17 protein-coding genes are annotated in these 16188 nt (G+C 58.7%); 10 read left to right on the forward strand and 7 right to left on the reverse strand.

What is annotated here, in order from left to right; all coding sequences use genetic code 11:
* Positions 1-10: 10 nt before the first annotated feature.
* A complete protein-coding gene (locus AX768_RS16140; protein WP_062001161.1) occupies positions 11-967 on the reverse strand; it encodes a DMT family transporter in 957 nt (318 codons plus the stop codon).
* Between the two features lie 433 nt (positions 968-1400).
* On the opposite strand from AX768_RS16140, the gene AX768_RS16145 reads away from it, so the two are divergent.
* Positions 1401-2945: a methyl-accepting chemotaxis protein gene (locus tag AX768_RS16145; RefSeq protein WP_062002266.1), complete on the forward strand. Its 1545-nt coding sequence runs from the start codon at positions 1401-1403 to the stop codon at positions 2943-2945.
* 89 nt (positions 2946-3034) lie between these two features.
* On the opposite strand, the gene AX768_RS16150 is transcribed toward AX768_RS16145, so the two are convergent.
* Positions 3035-3640 carry a TetR/AcrR family transcriptional regulator gene (locus AX768_RS16150; RefSeq protein WP_062001162.1) on the reverse strand — a complete coding sequence of 202 codons (606 nt, stop codon included), beginning with the start codon at positions 3638-3640 and terminating at the stop codon, positions 3035-3037.
* 129 nt (positions 3641-3769) lie between these two features.
* Between AX768_RS16150 and AX768_RS16155 the strand changes: the two genes are divergently transcribed.
* The 4 genes from AX768_RS16155 to AX768_RS16170 all read left to right on the forward strand — a co-directional run bounded on the left by AX768_RS16155 (position 3770) and on the right by AX768_RS16170 (position 6661).
* Positions 3770-4693: an NAD-dependent epimerase/dehydratase family protein gene (locus AX768_RS16155; protein WP_062001163.1), complete on the forward strand. Its 924-nt coding sequence runs from the start codon at positions 3770-3772 to the stop codon at positions 4691-4693.
* A gap of 2 nt (positions 4694-4695) precedes the next feature.
* The gene (locus tag AX768_RS16160; protein WP_231941484.1) at positions 4696-5031 is read left to right on the forward strand and encodes a DoxX family protein; all 336 of its coding nucleotides are present in this window, start codon (positions 4696-4698) and stop codon (positions 5029-5031) included.
* Between the two features lie 165 nt (positions 5032-5196).
* On the forward strand, positions 5197-5652 hold the full coding sequence (locus AX768_RS34465) for a GNAT family N-acetyltransferase (RefSeq protein WP_172811979.1): 456 nt from the start codon (positions 5197-5199) through the stop codon (positions 5650-5652).
* Positions 5653-5845: 193 nt separating this feature from the next.
* Positions 5846-6661, forward strand: a complete 816-nt coding sequence (locus tag AX768_RS16170) for an alpha/beta hydrolase (protein WP_231941485.1) — start codon at positions 5846-5848, stop codon at positions 6659-6661.
* Positions 6662-7256: 595 nt separating this feature from the next.
* On the opposite strand, the gene AX768_RS16175 is transcribed toward AX768_RS16170, so the two are convergent.
* The 3 genes from AX768_RS16175 to AX768_RS32815 form a co-directional block, all read right to left on the reverse strand.
* A complete protein-coding gene (locus AX768_RS16175) occupies positions 7257-8051 on the reverse strand; it encodes an SDR family NAD(P)-dependent oxidoreductase (RefSeq protein ID WP_062001166.1) in 795 nt (264 codons plus the stop codon).
* 540 nt (positions 8052-8591) lie between these two features.
* Complete coding sequence (locus AX768_RS16180; protein ID WP_062001167.1) at positions 8592-9725, reverse strand: hemagglutinin repeat-containing protein; 1134 nt, start codon at positions 9723-9725, stop codon at positions 8592-8594.
* 35 nt (positions 9726-9760) lie between these two features.
* A complete protein-coding gene (locus AX768_RS32815) occupies positions 9761-9940 on the reverse strand; it encodes a hypothetical protein (RefSeq protein WP_231941487.1) in 180 nt (59 codons plus the stop codon).
* A gap of 381 nt (positions 9941-10321) precedes the next feature.
* Here AX768_RS32815 and AX768_RS16185 point away from each other — a divergent pair, with 381 nt between their 5' ends.
* Complete coding sequence (locus AX768_RS16185; protein ID WP_155524265.1) at positions 10322-11257, forward strand: hypothetical protein; 936 nt, start codon at positions 10322-10324, stop codon at positions 11255-11257.
* A gap of 51 nt (positions 11258-11308) precedes the next feature.
* On the opposite strand, the gene AX768_RS16190 is transcribed toward AX768_RS16185, so the two are convergent.
* Positions 11309-11830 carry a hypothetical protein gene (locus AX768_RS16190; protein WP_062001169.1) on the reverse strand — a complete coding sequence of 174 codons (522 nt, stop codon included), beginning with the start codon at positions 11828-11830 and terminating at the stop codon, positions 11309-11311.
* A 74-nt stretch (positions 11831-11904) separates the two neighbouring features.
* Positions 11905-12648 carry an SDR family oxidoreductase gene (locus AX768_RS16195; RefSeq protein ID WP_062001170.1) on the reverse strand — a complete coding sequence of 248 codons (744 nt, stop codon included), beginning with the start codon at positions 12646-12648 and terminating at the stop codon, positions 11905-11907.
* A gap of 129 nt (positions 12649-12777) precedes the next feature.
* Between AX768_RS16195 and AX768_RS16200 the strand changes: the two genes are divergently transcribed.
* The 4 genes from AX768_RS16200 (at position 12778) to speG (ending at position 16159) form a co-directional block, all read left to right on the forward strand.
* Positions 12778-13668, forward strand: coding sequence for a LysR family transcriptional regulator (locus AX768_RS16200; protein WP_062001171.1), 891 nt, complete (start codon positions 12778-12780; stop codon positions 13666-13668).
* 98 nt (positions 13669-13766) lie between these two features.
* Positions 13767-15161, forward strand: a complete 1395-nt coding sequence (locus tag AX768_RS16205; protein WP_062001172.1) for a selenium-binding family protein — start codon at positions 13767-13769, stop codon at positions 15159-15161.
* A 10-nt stretch (positions 15162-15171) separates the two neighbouring features.
* Complete coding sequence (locus AX768_RS16210) at positions 15172-15531, forward strand: hypothetical protein (RefSeq protein ID WP_062001173.1); 360 nt, start codon at positions 15172-15174, stop codon at positions 15529-15531.
* A gap of 73 nt (positions 15532-15604) precedes the next feature.
* The gene (speG, locus tag AX768_RS16215; protein ID WP_062001174.1) at positions 15605-16159 is read left to right on the forward strand and encodes a spermidine N1-acetyltransferase; all 555 of its coding nucleotides are present in this window, start codon (positions 15605-15607) and stop codon (positions 16157-16159) included.
* Positions 16160-16188: the final 29 nt, after the last annotated feature.

Raw genomic sequence — 16188 nt, forward strand, 5'->3', positions numbered from 1 at the left:
GAATACGGCCTCAGGTCTTATCGCGCAACGTGATGACGTCCGCAGATTTCGCAATCGATGCGCGAGCAAAGGGCAGCTTCTTCACCACGCCCGTGGCCAACGCCGTGCCGATCAGGATGATCACGCACGCGCCCACCATTCCCGCCGAGACCTGCTCGCCAAGAAACATCGTGCCCCAGAGGATGCCAAAGACCGGGATCACGAAGGTCACGGTGATCGCGCGCGCCGGACCGACGACCGCGATCAGGTGGAAAAACAGCATATAAGCGACGCCCGTGCACGCAACGCCGAGCGCAATCACCGATCCCCACGCAACCGTTGAAACCGGCGCAACGGGCCACCAGAAGATCGCGAACGGAAGCAACACGATAGTCGCGCCCGTCATGGTCCCGGCCGCGACCGTCAGCGAATCGACGCCAGTAAGGCGCCGTTTCGTGTAGCTCGCCGCAATCCCATAAAGCAGCGTCGCTCCCAACGCAGCCAACGCGGCAAGCGCGGTCGTTGCCGGCGACATACCCGCTTCTTGCGGCGCCGCGATCTGATTCCAGACGAGCACGAGGACGCCGGCAAAACCTATCGCGAGGCCGGCGACGCGCAGCGTGCTCAGGCGGTCCTTCAACCACAGGAATGCAACGATGGCGCCCCACAGCGGCGTGGTCGCATTGATCACTGACGTCACTCCCGCCGACAGCGTGAGTTCCGCGAACGCAAACAGGCAGAACGGCGCGGCGGAGTTGAGGATGCCCACCACGAGCAACGATCCGGCGTGCTTGCGCATGGTGTTCACAGCTTCGCGCGCCGGCCGGCGCGCGAAGAGCAGCACCAGCAGGAACAGCGCGCCGATACCCACACGCAACGCCATCAGCGGCGCAACGCCGAAGTCGGTCACACCCACGCGAATGAACAGGAACGATCCACCCCAGAGGGCGGCGAGAACAAGCAATTGAACGATGTTGGTCGGGTTCATCAGATTTTGGCGAGGGGCGTCGCGTAGTTGGGCCGGAAGGCGAAGCCATCATATCGATGCTCGAACTCGTGACGTTTCACCCTGAAGCGAAATGTCACTGCTCGCCGGACCTGCGATTCATGCTGCCATCGTAGACGCGGGATTCAAGGGCTTCAAACGAGCAATTCTCACCGGTATGTGAGAAAAATTGCTATCGCTTCTTGCGGTGTCATTCACGCTGTTTTCATTCTCTTGCGTGATCGCTGCGCTGGGCATCACCGGTTATCGGCACGGACGTGCCAAATCTGAAGGCGCACATTTCCCGATGTCGCCAATACGCACATTCCGCAAGAATCGCGCTACGGGGCGCATTACGTGTGCAGTCAGCGCTTTCCGTTTATTTAATAAAACTAAACGATACCTGAGGAACCACGCGCGCGGCGCGTTCATCGCCATGTTCAATAACTTCACGATTCGCCGCGGTCTAACGATCACTATCGCCGGGTACACGCTCGCAATTGTCGCGGTGCTGCTCGCGGCTGCCGCGTGCCTGCGCCAGAGCAATCAGGCGCTCGAACAGATGGTCGCAACCGATACCGCCGCCATCACGCACCTGAAGACGAGTTCGCAACGGCTCCTGCAAGTGCGTCTCGCGCTCGGCAACTACGAGACGCTGTTCATGCTCGGCAAGGCGAGCGACGACATGCTGCCGAACGCGCGCAAGACGCTGAAGATCAGCGACGCCGAGTTCGACGCGTACCTCGCGAAGCCGCGCGATACGCAGGAAGAGCAACTCGCGCAAGCCGCCAAAACCGCACGCACGGCGTTGATTGCGAAGGCGCTGAATCTTGAATTCGATGCCCTCGCGCAAAACGATTTCAACACCTTCCGCACACTGCAGGTCCAGACCGCGGACGGTTTATACGCCACCTACGATCACGCGATGTCCGCGCTCGAAGCGTTGCAGATCGCGCGACAGCAAGCGCGTTATGAGCAAGCGCAGCAACAATTCCACGCGATGGCAACGGGCGCCGTGGTGATCGCCGCGCTTGCGCTGGTGCTTGGGTTCATCGCACGGGGTGCATTGAGCGCGGCCGTGATGAAGCCGATCGAATCAGCGATTCATCACTTCGAGCAAATTGCTGCGGGGGATCTGACGGCAACTATCGATGCATCCCGTGATAACGAAATGGGCCGCTTGTTCGCCGCGCTCAGGCGCATGCAGCAGGGGCTGGTCGGGACGGTTACGCAGGTGCGCGGCGGGACCGGCGCGATCTCACATGGCGCGCGGGAGATCGCGGCGGGCAACATCGACTTGTCGCAGCGCACGGAGGAACAGGCCGCTTCGTTGCAGCAGACGGCATCGAGCATGGAGCAGCTGACGGCGACCGTGCGGCAGAACGCCGACAACGCCCGGCAGGCGAGCGAGTTGGCCGTGGATGCATCGACCACGGCAGTGCGCGGCGGCGACGTGGTAGGCAAGTTCGTTCACACGATGGACGATATCGCCACGAGTTCCACGCGCATTGCGGACATCATCGGGGTGATCGAAGGGATTGCGTTCCAGACCAATATCCTGGCGCTGAATGCGGCGGTCGAAGCGGCGCGGGCGGGTGAAGAAGGACGCGGATTTGCCGTGGTCGCGGGCGAAGTGCGCAGCCTCGCGCAACGCAGCGCAGCTGCGGCGAAGGAGATCAAGGAACTGATCAGCGCATCGGCGGACAAGGTTCAGACGGGGAACGCGCTCGCCGGACAAGCCGGGCAGACGATGGGCGAGGTCGTCGCGGCGGTGAAGCGTGTTTCGGACATCATCGGCGAGATCAGCGCGGCTTCGTCGGAGCAGACAGGTGGCATCGAGTTGATCAATCGCGCCGTTGCACAGATGGATGAAGTCACGCAACAGAACGCCGCGCTGGTGGAGGAAGCGGCGGCAGCGGCGGCTTCGCTGGAGCAGCAGGCTGAGCGGCTGGATGTGGCGGTGGCGGTGTTTCGGGTTTGAGGAACGGGATTCCGGAAGCGCGGCCTTGCTTTCACGCTACATGCTGCTGCGCTTCGCATGCAGCGGCTCGACATCTTGTGCGGCGTTTCTTAGCGAAGCGCAGCCGCCACCGCCTCGTCGATCTGCAGCGCAAAGCGCGCCTCGACATTGGGCACCGCGTAGCCAATTGACAGTTCCAGATACGCGTCGCCGAGCACCAACTGAACGAATGTCGCTGCCCGCAATGCAGCAGTCGAATCGTCGAATCGCTTTCGCAGGATTTGTGCGGCGAAGGCTCGCACGACCTTTGCACCGTTCTCGTAAAACACCTGGCCGAGCTCCGGAAGACGCTCGGCCTCGGCAACGATGGCCCGGTACAGCCGGAGATAGTCCGGCGTGATAAGACTTCGCGCCAGCATCCATCCCAACTTGCGTAACTCCACCTCGGATGCGCCATCGGTTTGCTCGCCCTGAGCGCCGGCAAGCAGCACGCCCACCTGGGCGCACATCTCGCTGACCAGACCAACAAAGAGTGCCTCCTTCGACTTGAAATGGCGGTAGACGGTCTGTTTGCCGACGCAAGCAGCAGCGGCGACATCGTCCATCGTTGCCAAGCCGAACCCTTGGCTTAAAAAAACGGTTTTCGCGCCGTCGAGAATGGCGGACCGCTTACGGAGTTGCAACGGGCTCAAGTCGGGGAGAGAGGATGTGTTCATGCCAGATAAATAACAGATCATCGAATGGTTGACAAGACTGGTCAGTCTCGTTTAGATTTGTCGCAACGAGACTGACCAGTCTCGTTTGCATGTTTTGTCCCTTTACGGGCAATTATCGAGGAGAACGCTGTGGAACTATTCATTACAGGTGGTACGGGCTACATCGGGCAAGCGGTCGCACGCAAGGCGATCAGCTTCGGCCATCAGGTGACGGCGCTGGTGCGCGACGACAGGTCGGCGGCGGCGAGCGCGCTGGTAAGGCTCGGCGTGAAACTGCACGGCGGTGACTTGCGTGAGCCACAGTCATTCGCGGCGGCTGCCGGTGCCGCTGATGGTGTGATTCACACGGCGTCGACCAACGATGCTTCCGCCGCCGCAGCCGATGAGGCTGCCGTTGTAGCGATGCTTTCGCATTTGCACCCGGGCGCGGCATTTGTCTACACGTCGGGCACTTGGGTCTACGGCGATAAGGCAGGAGAGCCCGCGGCTGAAGCATCGGTGCTGAACCCGACGCCACTTGTCGCCTGGCGGCCCGCAGTGGAGCAGCAGGTGCTGGCGCTGGCAGCAAGCCGCTCGATTGCCGCAGTGATCCTCAGGCCGGCGATGGTGCACGGCCACGGCGGCGGCGTCTTCGGCATGATTGCCGGCATGGTCCGTCAGACCGGCACTGTGAGAATCGTCGGAGATGGCCGCAACCACTGGCCCGCGGTGCACGTCGATGATCTCGCCACTGCCTATCTGAGCGCGGTGGAGCGGGCGGCAAGCGGGGACAATCGAGTGACGGGACAGATCTTCAACGTGGTCGCGGAAAATGCCGTTGCCGTTGCCGGTATGGGCGAAGCGATTCGGGCCTCGGTCGGCGCCGAGCGTGTCGAATTATGGCCGCTCGACGATGCTCGCAAATCGCTTGGCCCGTTTGCTGACGCACTGGCGCTCGACCAGACGATAAGCGGCCAGCATGCCCGGCGCGTTCTTGCGTGGGAACCCCACGGCCCAAGCCTGATTGCGGACCTTTCCGCACAGACGCATTTTCAGCAAAGCACCGGAGCATGACGATGGCGTTGAATTTCCAGTCGATTCTCGCGACGATCGCAGCGGTTCTGTTCGCGGTTGCCGGGGTGGTCAATCTCGCGGGGCTCGGCGCGGTGAAGCGCGACTTCGCACGATGGGGTTACCCGGCATGGTTTCCGTTGCTGTGTGGCGCTCTCGAACTGCTCAGTGCAACACTTCTTCCTGGACGGCAAACCAGGGTTTTAGGCCTGACGCTGGCCGGTGCGATCATGATCGGTGCGCTCTTCACGTTGCTACGAAACCGGGAGCCGTTCCGGCATCTCGCCCCGGCGCTGGTCTTTTCGGCTCTCATTGTGGTCACTGCGGCGGTCCACGGTTGAGGCTCTCTCGCCACGAGGCGAACGTCCGGTTTCGGACATTCCACACCGCCCCACAGATCGTCGACAATCGAGATGGAAGTCACGTGACTTTTGACTACTTGAGATTCTGACAATCGCCTCATGCTAGAGATACATTCCCAGACTTTGGATGATGCAAAGGGATCAATGCGCGGGAACGACTACTACAATCCAAGCTCGGTCACGCTCGCCATCGAAACCGCTCAGCGCGACGCTTGCGCAAACAAGGCATATCAATTTCTGGTGAAATACCGCGGCGTAATCGTCGGTCGAGCTAACCTCTCCAGCGTCGCGCGGTCCTACTACAACAAAGCGTCGTTGGGGTATCGGATCGGCCAAGGGTTCGGTGGCAATGGACACGCGACAAAAGCAGCGGAGCTAGTATTGGCGAAAGCTCGCACCGAGTTAGATTTCTGGAGGATTGAGGCAACTGTACGGCTCGATAATCACGGATCCGCTCACGTGCTGCTAAACAATGACTTTTTGGCGTATGGCACGACGCAACGCAGCATGAAACTACATGGGGTGTGGTACGACTTGAGGCACTTCGAACGAAACTTAGCCAGTTGCGCGAGCGCTCGACGGTGCAGCCTTCACACCTGACAATCGATTGCTGCTGTATGGACGATTGGCACGTACACCGAGGACGCGAATGGGTATTCTCGCGATTATAGCGATGGCTGCTTCTATTCAATCAGGAATCCCATCGCAATTGGTGGGGACAAACATTGACGCGCCGGGTCCCACAGGGCCCTTGCAAGGCACGCTGCTATCGCCTGGAAAACAAGAGGTCCCAGTGGTCCTGATCGTCCCGGGATCGGGGCCGACCGACCGGGACGGTAACGGCCCGAACGGTCTTCGGGCGTCGACGTACCGGCTGCTCGCGGACGGACTTTTGAGTCGTGGCATTGCGTCCGTTCGAATTGACAAGAGGGGCATGTTCGGTAGTGCGTCGGCGATACCGGACGCAGATGACGTCACACTCGAGGACTACGCGGCAGATGTGCACTCGTGGGTGACGGCTATTCGAAAGCACACAGGTGTTTCCTGCGTATGGGTGTTGGGCCATAGCGAAGGCGGATTGGTCGCGCTGGTAGCGGCTCAAGGCACTGCCGACATTTGTGGTTTGATTCTGCTATCCACAGCAGGACGCCCGCTGGGAAGGGTGTTGAGAGATCAACTGAGATCTACCTCTGCGAACGCCCCTATCCTGAACAATGCGATGGCGGTTCTTGATGCTCTTGAAGCGGGCCAGACGGTGGATGCGACAAAGATCGATCGCCGCCTCATGCCGTTGTTCAGGCCGCAGGTGCAGCGCTTTCTCATGAGTGAATTGGCACTTGATCCAGCCACCCTTCTGGCCAATTACACAAATCCAGTGCTCATCATTCAGGGCTACGCGATCTTCAAGTTAGCACCCAGGACGCGCAACGGCTCAAGCAGGCATACCCCCAAGCCGAACTCGTGCTGGTCGCCAACGCAAATCACGTCCTCAAGCTCGTCCACTCGGCAGACCGAAAAAAAAACCTCGCCGCGTACTCGGATCCAGACCTGCCTCTGGCGGACTATGTCGCCGAGGCGATTTCAACGTTCGTGCACAGCCGAGCGGTGAGCCAACCATAGGCGAATCTATCGAATCACTCGTCGGTGCCAGGTCGACCGTGATACGGCCATCCAGCACCGATAAGCGTCCGCTCTCGAGTTAATTTTTAGACCGCTCCGGGTCGGGTACGGCCGATCGTCCGTAGGGCAGCGCTCGGCAAATAGCAGACGATAGCGCTTACGCCACGATCGTCGACAAATCGCCTTGATTGCAGGTACGTACGGCTACTTGCAAGCTTGCTGGCAAAGTGAGATCTATGACCCATATGGCTGCCCGCGAAGCGAATTTCAATTGCTGCTTTAACTCGGTTTGGGCCCGTGTCCCACCGCTGGCATTCCTGAGAGGCAACACTTATGGTCAGCTAATCGGCCTGCGTCCGTCCGACTGAAGTCATTAAAGAGGCACTGTCATCGGCAATTGCGTCGACAGCGTGAAAGCCGCCTGCTTCTACAACCGTGATAAAAACGGTCCATGCAGGAATCAATCCGTCGTCGATGTTTTGCTGTCGGGAACGGCGCAACGAGGTTCTCGTTACGCCAAGCGCAAGCGAAATTCAACGCGGTTCGCCGCGCGTTGCGTGCTACAGGTCTAAGTACGCTTAGCTTTACGCAACAAATCTGACGATGCCGCCGTCTACACGTAGCGCGGCACCGGTAGTGGCCGAAGCCTGCTCCGAACAGACGTACACAACCATATTTGCAACCTCTTCTGTTGTTGCGAATCGGTTGATGAGCGATGTGGGACGCGTTGTTTTCAGGAATTGCTGCTCAGCGGCTTCTTGGGTGATGCCTTGGCTCTCAGCCCCGGATTTCATCCAGTTCGACATGATTTCGGAGCGCGTCGGGCCTGGAAGAACTGAATTTACCGTTACACCTGTTCCGCCGACCGTTTCCGCAACCCCTCTGGAAATTGCAAGTTGCGCCGTCTTTGTCATACCGTAGTCGATCATTTCCTTCGGTATGGCCAGTGCGGACTCGCTGCTGATGAATACAACTCGCCCCCATCCCCGCTTCACCATTTTCGGCAGATAATGGCGAGTCATCCGTACACCGCTCAAGACGTTGATTTGGAACAGGTCGAGCCAATCATCATCGGTGAGCTCTTCAAAGGGCTTGGGCTTTGCCGTGCCCAGGTTGTTGATCAAAATGTCGGCCCCTTCCACTTGCTTGAAAAAAGATGCTGCGCCTTTCGCTGTGGCCAAGTCGGCGACGACGCCATCAATATCGGACTCGGGAAATAGCTGACGTATTTCCTGAACAGCTTTGCTAACCCGTTCTTCGCCTCGGCCGTTGACCACGACAGACGCTCCTGCGCGCGCCAGCCCCTCGACAATCGCTCGCCCGATACCGGCGGTAGAACCCGTTACGATTGCCTTCCGGCCTTTTAGATTGATGTTCATAGAATTTTCCTTAAGCAGATTAGTTGGCGTTGGAGACGCAAGTTGGCCTTTAGCGAAGCGCCTCGGCGAAGCGGATAAGACGGCAGTGCCTTATTGACCACTTCAAGATGACTCTAAGTACTGTTAATCGTTTTAGAAAGCTTTGAACCCAACACGCTTACTCGGAGGATGAAACGTAGAAGACGTTTTCTCTGTTCTTGACTAGAGGCCAATCGTATAAGCTATCTGCGCCAAAGATAATCCCCAACTCGTTCATAAGTTTCATTCCAATAAAGAATAGATCGGATACCTAAACTTTGGAATTGGTGCGGCAACCATGTCTGCCGGTTCATGCCGGTTAATTTTTAGCTTTCGACAGGTCACTTCGGGAAGCACAACAAGGAAAACACAGTACTCCACGCGATTTAGCGTCGGATCGTGTACGCGCGAATCATAGGTCCCACGAAGCATGTGGCATAAAAGCCCTGCAAGATGGCGAAAAGGGTTGAGGTTATCAACATGTCGTGGTGACGCGACCTGTTGATCTCCAGATGCGGCAACTTATGCGTTTCCGGTCGGCTCCGCGAGTCGTCGGCAGCAGTTACCCGATGCACCGCCCGCGCTGATCGCAATGCCTCCGCCCGTGCTGTCCTGCTTCGCCGCGCTCGTGCTCGTATCCTGAGTCGGTGCGATATTTAAATTCCCGCCCACATCCATTGATACCGACTTGCCATTCACATTCGCGCCGATCAGGTTGGTATCTCCGCCGCTAATAATGGTCGCGTTGTTCGCAGCGTTGATATGCGTGTTGTTGCTTGCAGTTGAATCCGAGTTTGCATTCCCATGCGCCTTGGACATCGACGCATCGACACCGATTCCACCCGTTCCCACCGATACCCCCACGCCCGTGCTCTTCGATTCATTCGTGCTGCGCGTGCTGTCGGTATCCGTGCTGTTCGTGAGATTCACCTGATTCGCCGCGCTCAGGATCACATTGCTGGCGTTCACATCGGAACCGGCGATATCGACGTTCCCGCCCGTGGCAACAAACGCCGCGGTGCCGCCAGCCTTCACCGTCGAACCGGTGGTGTTCGAGCTGTCCTGCGTGAACGTCGACTTACTGCTCGATGAACCCCAGCTCAGTTCGAGCTTCGCGTCAGGCATCTTGCCCGCAGCCAGATCTTGCGCCGCACCGTTCGCTGCGCCTGCTGCATCGTAAGCACCGCTTGCCGCCGCCATTACGTGCAAGGCACTCGCGCGATCATCTTGACTTCGTGCGCCTGAACTGGCTTGTCGAAGTGTGTTCTGCGCGGCATCGATCACCGGCGCACTGGCCGTGATCGAGAACCCGGTCGTCCTCGACTCGTGCGTTTCATCGTGATGACGGTTCGTCTGCGAGCCATCGATGACGACATTCGCCGCCACGCCCGTCACATCTTGCGCCGCAACGATATCCGACCCCGTCACGTGCAGCGTGCTCCCGGCCTGCATGTGCACGCTGCCATCGGTACTGCCGATCAGACTGCCTTGCTCACCCGCCACCGTATCGTGGCTCGTGTCTTTCTGGCTGCTCGTGCCAAACGATAAACCCCCGCCCGAACCGAAGCCCGATTTCTTCGTCTCCTTCGAGTGCGCATCGAGCGAAGAGGTGGCCGCTGTGGTGATCGTCAAGTTATTGCCGGCTGACAGATTCACGTCACCCGTGCCCGCAATCGTCGCCGCTTTCGCCGTCAGGTCGTGACCGGCTGCAACGCTTGGGCGTCGATACCTGGTGCATTGATCTGCGCGACTTGAGCCGCGCTATATCCCGTTGCACTCAGAAAAGCCAGTCCTGTAGCGATGGCAAACAACGTGCGGCGAGTCGCGCGAACTGGAATCATGGATTCAATGGTCGGAATTATTCCCGGCACAAGGCAACGTCCCTGAGCCCGTTGGGTACGAATGGAAACACTCTCAAATGGGGCGCAATATTAAGGTGTGGACTCCAGAATAACGGCTCAGTAATTTCCTAAAGTTCGTAGATTGATTGCTCCGGTTGATTTAGACGTCAAATTAGAGTAGGTGACTCCGCCCGTTCGTACCAAGCAAGTCGCCTACGCCAACGCGCTTCCCAAGCCCGAAAGCGGATCGACCTTTCTTTCATCGCCGATAACCAGGGGCTCTCGGGCTGTAACGATCTTCGTTGAGCTTTAAGGATGCAGGTCGCAATGCTGCGGAGCTCGACTTCACAGCGATTGCCACGCTATTTGATTTTTCGTGCCGATGGAATAAACGTGCGATCTCAGCGTTCTATGAGTACCGGCAGTACCGGCAATAACTCGCCGATATTGAAAACGGATCGACGATTCGCTGCTGACGTGCGCAGCGCATCCCGCCGCCGTCGAAGCGTTATGCCGATTTTCACAACCAAAAACCATAGGAAAGAAATCGCCATGCCGAGCGAAGAAGACCTTAATTCACATCACTGGCTGACGTTCGGCGCCGCGCCGCTCAGCCTTCTTGCGCAACGATCACTGATCTTCCGGCAATTGGGTGCATCGAACCTCGGAGGCCCTTGTATCGTGGCAGGCGGTCGCCATCTTGATGCTGTTGGGACGAACGGTGCCACCAACCTCGACGTGGCGCTTGAATACGAGTCTGGCACCGCGGTCTCCGCTCTGACGACGACACCCGGTGGCGACGGCACGACGTACTGGTATCCCTACGTTGAGACGGGTGTCGGCGAATGTGACGTCAGCTATGACGTGCCGTTGAATACCACGGCGCTGACGGCCGGCATGAATGGATGTTCCCTGCGAATCTACGTCAATCCGGCTAGAGGGCTCATCAAGTTCTGTCACGACAACAACGGACTATATGCCGACGATGCGGCCTACGCGGCCAAAGGTTTTCAGCACCTGCAAAGCATCAATGCCGATGCCCGCATGCGCGGCCTCCCGGCTCAAAACGTCAACGACTACTGGGAAGCTGCGATTCGCGGACCCGCATCGGGCATCTATTTTATTTGCATGAAGACCGCGGCCATGCAGTGGACGATCTATCAATCCGTAGCGATCGGTGGTCGTCGCGAAGAAAGAATCCCGGGTGTGTTTCGCGCATCGACACGGGTCGTTCATCCATTCACGGGCAGGCAGAGTTACAACAAGGTCGTCGTGGTAGTGGATATCCCGCCGCTGACAGGCGCCAGGCGGTCGAGTGCCGCCGGGACCGACGATCTGCCGGTCTAGCGCTTCCCAGAGATTTTACTTTGCATCCCTTACCGATCGCGATTCAATCGATCACTGCGCGAACATCGTTCTGTAATACTCGCGCCCTTGCTCCAGATGCACGCCAAACCCAAACCCGCGCATCAGCATATCGTTCATATCAGCGCGGGTGATCTTCATCACGTAGCTGGGTTCCGTCGTCACCAGCTTGCAGCTTCCGTGCGTCTCCGATGAATCGAACCACTTCCCCGGATCGGCATGTCCTGCCGGGTATGTGTGGCCATCGCGTTCGACTTGCCATCGGCCATCGAGCAAGATCCAGTACGCATCATCGCTTACCGCCGGCCCACACTCCGCCACGACCGTCCCTGCATACGCTTCCCATTCCTTCGAATGGTCGATGGTCCAGCGCAACTGCTCATGGGTCAGCGCCGTGAAAAACGGCGTCTTCCTGAGCAAATACAAATACGTCGTCGATGCCTTCATGGCCGTGTTACCTCCCTCATTCGCGTGGCCCTGCTGACCGCATGCAGCGGCGGTCAGCAAAAGAAGGCCAAGCCATGCGCCACGGGTAAAACGTCCGGTCTTAGTCACGTGTTCGGGTCCTCACGTTCGCTTCGCGGAGATCGCAAATGGCGACGCACGCTTCAATTGGGCCATTCAAACGCTCAGGCAAGACCACCATTGCCGCGCAGCACCTGTCCGTTGACCCAGCCCGAATCCGTCCCCGCAAGGAACGAGACAATCGATGCAATATCTTCCGGTTGCCCCAGGCGTTGCAGCGGCGGCATCTTGGCGAAGGTCTGGATCTGCTCTTCGGTTTTTCCATCGAGGAAAAGCGAGGTCGCAATCGGACCCGGCGCGACCGCGTTCACGCGGATATCGCGGCCGCGCAATTCCTTCGCGAACACATGCGTAAAGGCTTCGACAGCGGCTTTCGTCGCGTTGTAAATGGCGTAGCCGGGCATGTTCAGCGCAAGCGTGGTGCTCGAGAAGTTCACGATCCGGCCACCGTCGTTCATCCGCTTCGCCGCTTCCCGCAGGGTGTTGAACGTGCCGCGCACATTGATGCCGAAGGTCTGGTCGTAGAGCGCATCGGAGGTTTCGGCAAGCGGCAAGGTCTTCAGTACACCGGCGTTGTTCACCAGCACATCGATCTTGCCGAGCTGCTGTTCGGCGGCATCGAACATGGCGCGGACATCGTCTGCCTTCGATACATCCGCCTTGATCGCGATGGCCTTCGTACCCTTCGCCGTCAGTTCCGCTGCAAGCGCATCGGCTTCTTTCGAACTCGATGCGTAGTTGATGGCGACGGCAAACCCGTCATCGGCGAGACGCCGCGCCACTTCAGCACCGATACCCCGCGATGCGCCCGTGACAATGGCTACCTGGCTGTTCTTGATTGCATTCATGATTCGCTCCTTTCGTTGAGTTGCAAATGGGCAGTGCGTGATTGAAGTATCGATCATCGATGCAGATTGATAATCACCTCATATTTGGTAATATCGTTCCATTTACTTTAACAATAGAGTGTGTGAGCCATGGACCGGTTCCAGGAAATGCAGGTGTTCATTCGCATCGCGGAGCGCAGCAGCTTTACCCAGGCCGCCGATGACCTGCAGATACCGCGCGCCACGGTGACGAACCTCCTCAAGCGCATGGAAGAACGGCTCGGCACGCGCCTGCTGGAGCGCACCACGCGTACGGTGCGCCTCACGCACGACGGCGAGGCGTTCTACCGGCGCTGCGTACGCCTGATCGCCGATATGGAGGAAGCCGAGGGCTCGTTTCGCAACGTCGCGCCGAAGGGTCTGCTGCGTGTGAACGTGCAGGGAACCCTCGCGAAGAATTTTGTGGTGCCCGCGCTGCCGGGGTTTATCGCGATGTACCCGGATATCGAATTGCAGATCGGCGAGGACGACCGGCTGGTCGATCTGGTGCGCGAGGGAATCGATTGCGTGCTGCGGGCAGGCACGCTGCAGGATTCATCGATGGTCGGGCGCCGCGTCGCGCTGATGGAACAAGTGACGGTGGCAAGTCCCGCGTATCTCGCCCAATTCGGCGAGCCGCTGACGCTCGAAAGTCTGAGCGCACATCGGGCGGTGAATTATGTATCAAGCGGATCGGGACGCGTGTTCCCGCTGGAATTTACCGTCGATGACCGCGTGGTCGAAATGCAGTTGCCGGCGGTTTTATCGGTGACCGGGGCGGATTTGTATACGGGCGCCGCAGTGGCTGGACTCGGGATGGTCCAGGTGCCGCGGTATCGGGTAAAGGAGGAACTGTCGGAAGGAAAGCTCAAGATCGTGCTCGATGCGTTTGCGCCGCCGCCCATGCCGGTGAGTGTGCTTTATCCGCAAAACCGGCAGTTGTCGTCGAGGGTGAGGGTTTTTGCGCAATGGCTGAGGGATATCTTTGAAGCGGCTTTTTAAGCCGTTTTTTTACGCCAATCCGTGCCCTCAAACGGGGTATATTTGATCCGCGAGTTGCGGGTAAAACGAACGGCGTGGCGATTCCCTGGAGACATACCATGGCAAACTGGACACCGGATCCGAGCTTCTATCCTTCCCCACGCATGGCAATGAAGGCGCCGCCCGAGACGTTTGCTTACGTCGCCAGCTTCGACCCGACACGGCAGGTGCCGGATGCCATCGCGATCATCGATCTGGACCCCGCATCCCCGACATATTCGCAATTGCTCAACAACGTCAGCATGCCCAACACGGGCGACGAGTTGCATCATTTCGGCTGGAACGCGTGCAGTTCGTGCCTGTGTCCCAATGCGCCGCATCCGCATGCAGAACGCCGCTATCTTGTCGTGCCGGGTCTGCGGTCATCAAGAATCCATATCCTCGATACCAAGGCGGACCCGCGCAATCCGAAGATCGTGCGCGTGCTCGAGCCCGCGGAAGTCGCTGAGAAAGCCGGTTATACGAGGCCGCACACCATCCATTGCGGACCTGAAGGCATCTACGTGGCGGCGTTGGGCAACGCGCAAGGCGAAGCGCCTGGCGGCATCTTCCTGATGGATCACGAAACCTTCGACGTACGCGGTCAGTGGGAAATCGACCGCGGCCCACAACAACTCGCATACGACGCATGGTGGCATCTGGGACACGACACCATGGTCACGAGCGAATGGGGTCTGCCCGCCACGTTCGAGAACGGCCTGGTTCCAGAAATCCTGCTCGGTGGAAAGTACGGCCACAAGCTGCACTTCTGGGACCTGCATACACGCAAGCACAAGCAGGAAATCGATTTCGGCGAAGAGAACCAGCTCGTGTTCGAACTGCGTCCGGCACACGATCCGACCAAGGCTTATGGCTTCGTGAATTCGGTGATCAGCCTGAAGGATCTGTCGTCATCGATCTGGACGTGGTATCGCGATGGCGACAAGTGGGCGGTCAAAAAGATCATCAAGATTCCGGCCGAGCCGGCCGATCCCGATCTGCTGCCGCCCATGCTCAAGGGCTTTGGTGCGGTGCCGCCGCTCGTGACGGATATCGACTTGTCGATGGACGATCGTTTTCTCTACGTCGCATGTTGGGGTACGGGCGATCTGCGTCAGTACGATGTCTCCGATCCGTTCGCGCCCAAGCTCACGGGAACAGTACGCATTGGCGGGATCGTGTCGCGCGAATCGCATCCGAAAGCGGATGGGCGCAAGCTGAACGGTGGTCCGCAAATGGTTGAAGTCAGCCGCGATGGACGCCGCGTGTATTTCACCAATTCGCTGTATGGCGTGATCGATGACCAGTTTTATCCCGATGGCCTGAAGGGCTGGATGGTGAAGCTCGATGCCGCGCCCGATGGCGGTATTGAATTCGATCCGCGTTTTCTGGTGGAGTGGCCCTCGACGCACCGGCCGCATCAGGTGAGGCTGGAAGGCGGCGATTGTTCGTCGGACTCGTACTGTTATCCATGAGCGCCTGAACGTGGCATGGGAGTGGTTTGCGATCGCCGGGCTCGGGTTGTTTCATGGCATCAATCCGGCCATGGGATGGCTCTTTGCGGTGGCACTCGGGTTGCACAGGCGCAGCCGGCGCGCGGTGCTGTGGGCCCTTCCGCCCATGGCGCTCGGGCATGCGTTATCGATCGGCGTGGTGGCCGGTCTCGTGCTCGCCACGGGCTTTGTCTTTGACGGCCACGCAATCCGCATCGCCACCGGTGCCTTGCTGATTGCGTGGGCCGCCTATCACGTCAAGTACGGCCACCGGCACCGCGTGCGGGTTGGCATGACCACAGGGTTCGTCGGGCTCGTGGGCACGGGCGTATTGTTGATCGCGACCGCCTGACGCGGCAGTGCTCAGCCAGTGGGTTATATTGGCTCTCGCTTTTGAAGAACCAAAGTTCACGGAGTACCAATAAATGATCATCGAAGAAAACAATCAGCTCATGCTAAGGCCGCTCGAGCGCACCGACCTGCACTTCGTACACGGCCTGAATAACAACGCGAAGATCATGCGTTACTGGTTCGAAGAACCGTACGAAACTTTCTCCGAACTCTCGCAGCTTTACGACCGTCACGTGCACGACCTGCGCGAACGCCGCTTTGTTGCCGTCGATAAATCCGGCGAACCCATCGGCCTTGCGGAACTTATCGAACTCGACTATATCCACCGCCGTGGCGAGTTTCAGATCATCATCGCGCCAAGTGCGCAAGGGCGCGGATATGCAACGAGCGCAACGCTTCTTGCAACGGACTATGCGTTCTCCGTGCTCAACATGCGCAAGCTTTATCTGATCGTGGATGTATCGAATACGGCCGCCATTCACGTCTACGAGAAATGCGGATTCAAGCGGGAAGCAGAGCTGATTGAAGAGTTCTTTGGCAACGGCAGATATCACAACGCCTACCGCATGTGCATTTTCCAGCACGAATTTCTCAAGCATGCACAGGCCGGAACACGCGCCGCGAGATAGCCATTCGCGGTGGTTTGACGCACCACCGC

Origin of the sequence: Burkholderia sp. PAMC 28687 (genome assembly GCF_001577465.1) — a bacterium.
Taxonomy (GTDB): domain Bacteria; phylum Pseudomonadota; class Gammaproteobacteria; order Burkholderiales; family Burkholderiaceae; genus Caballeronia.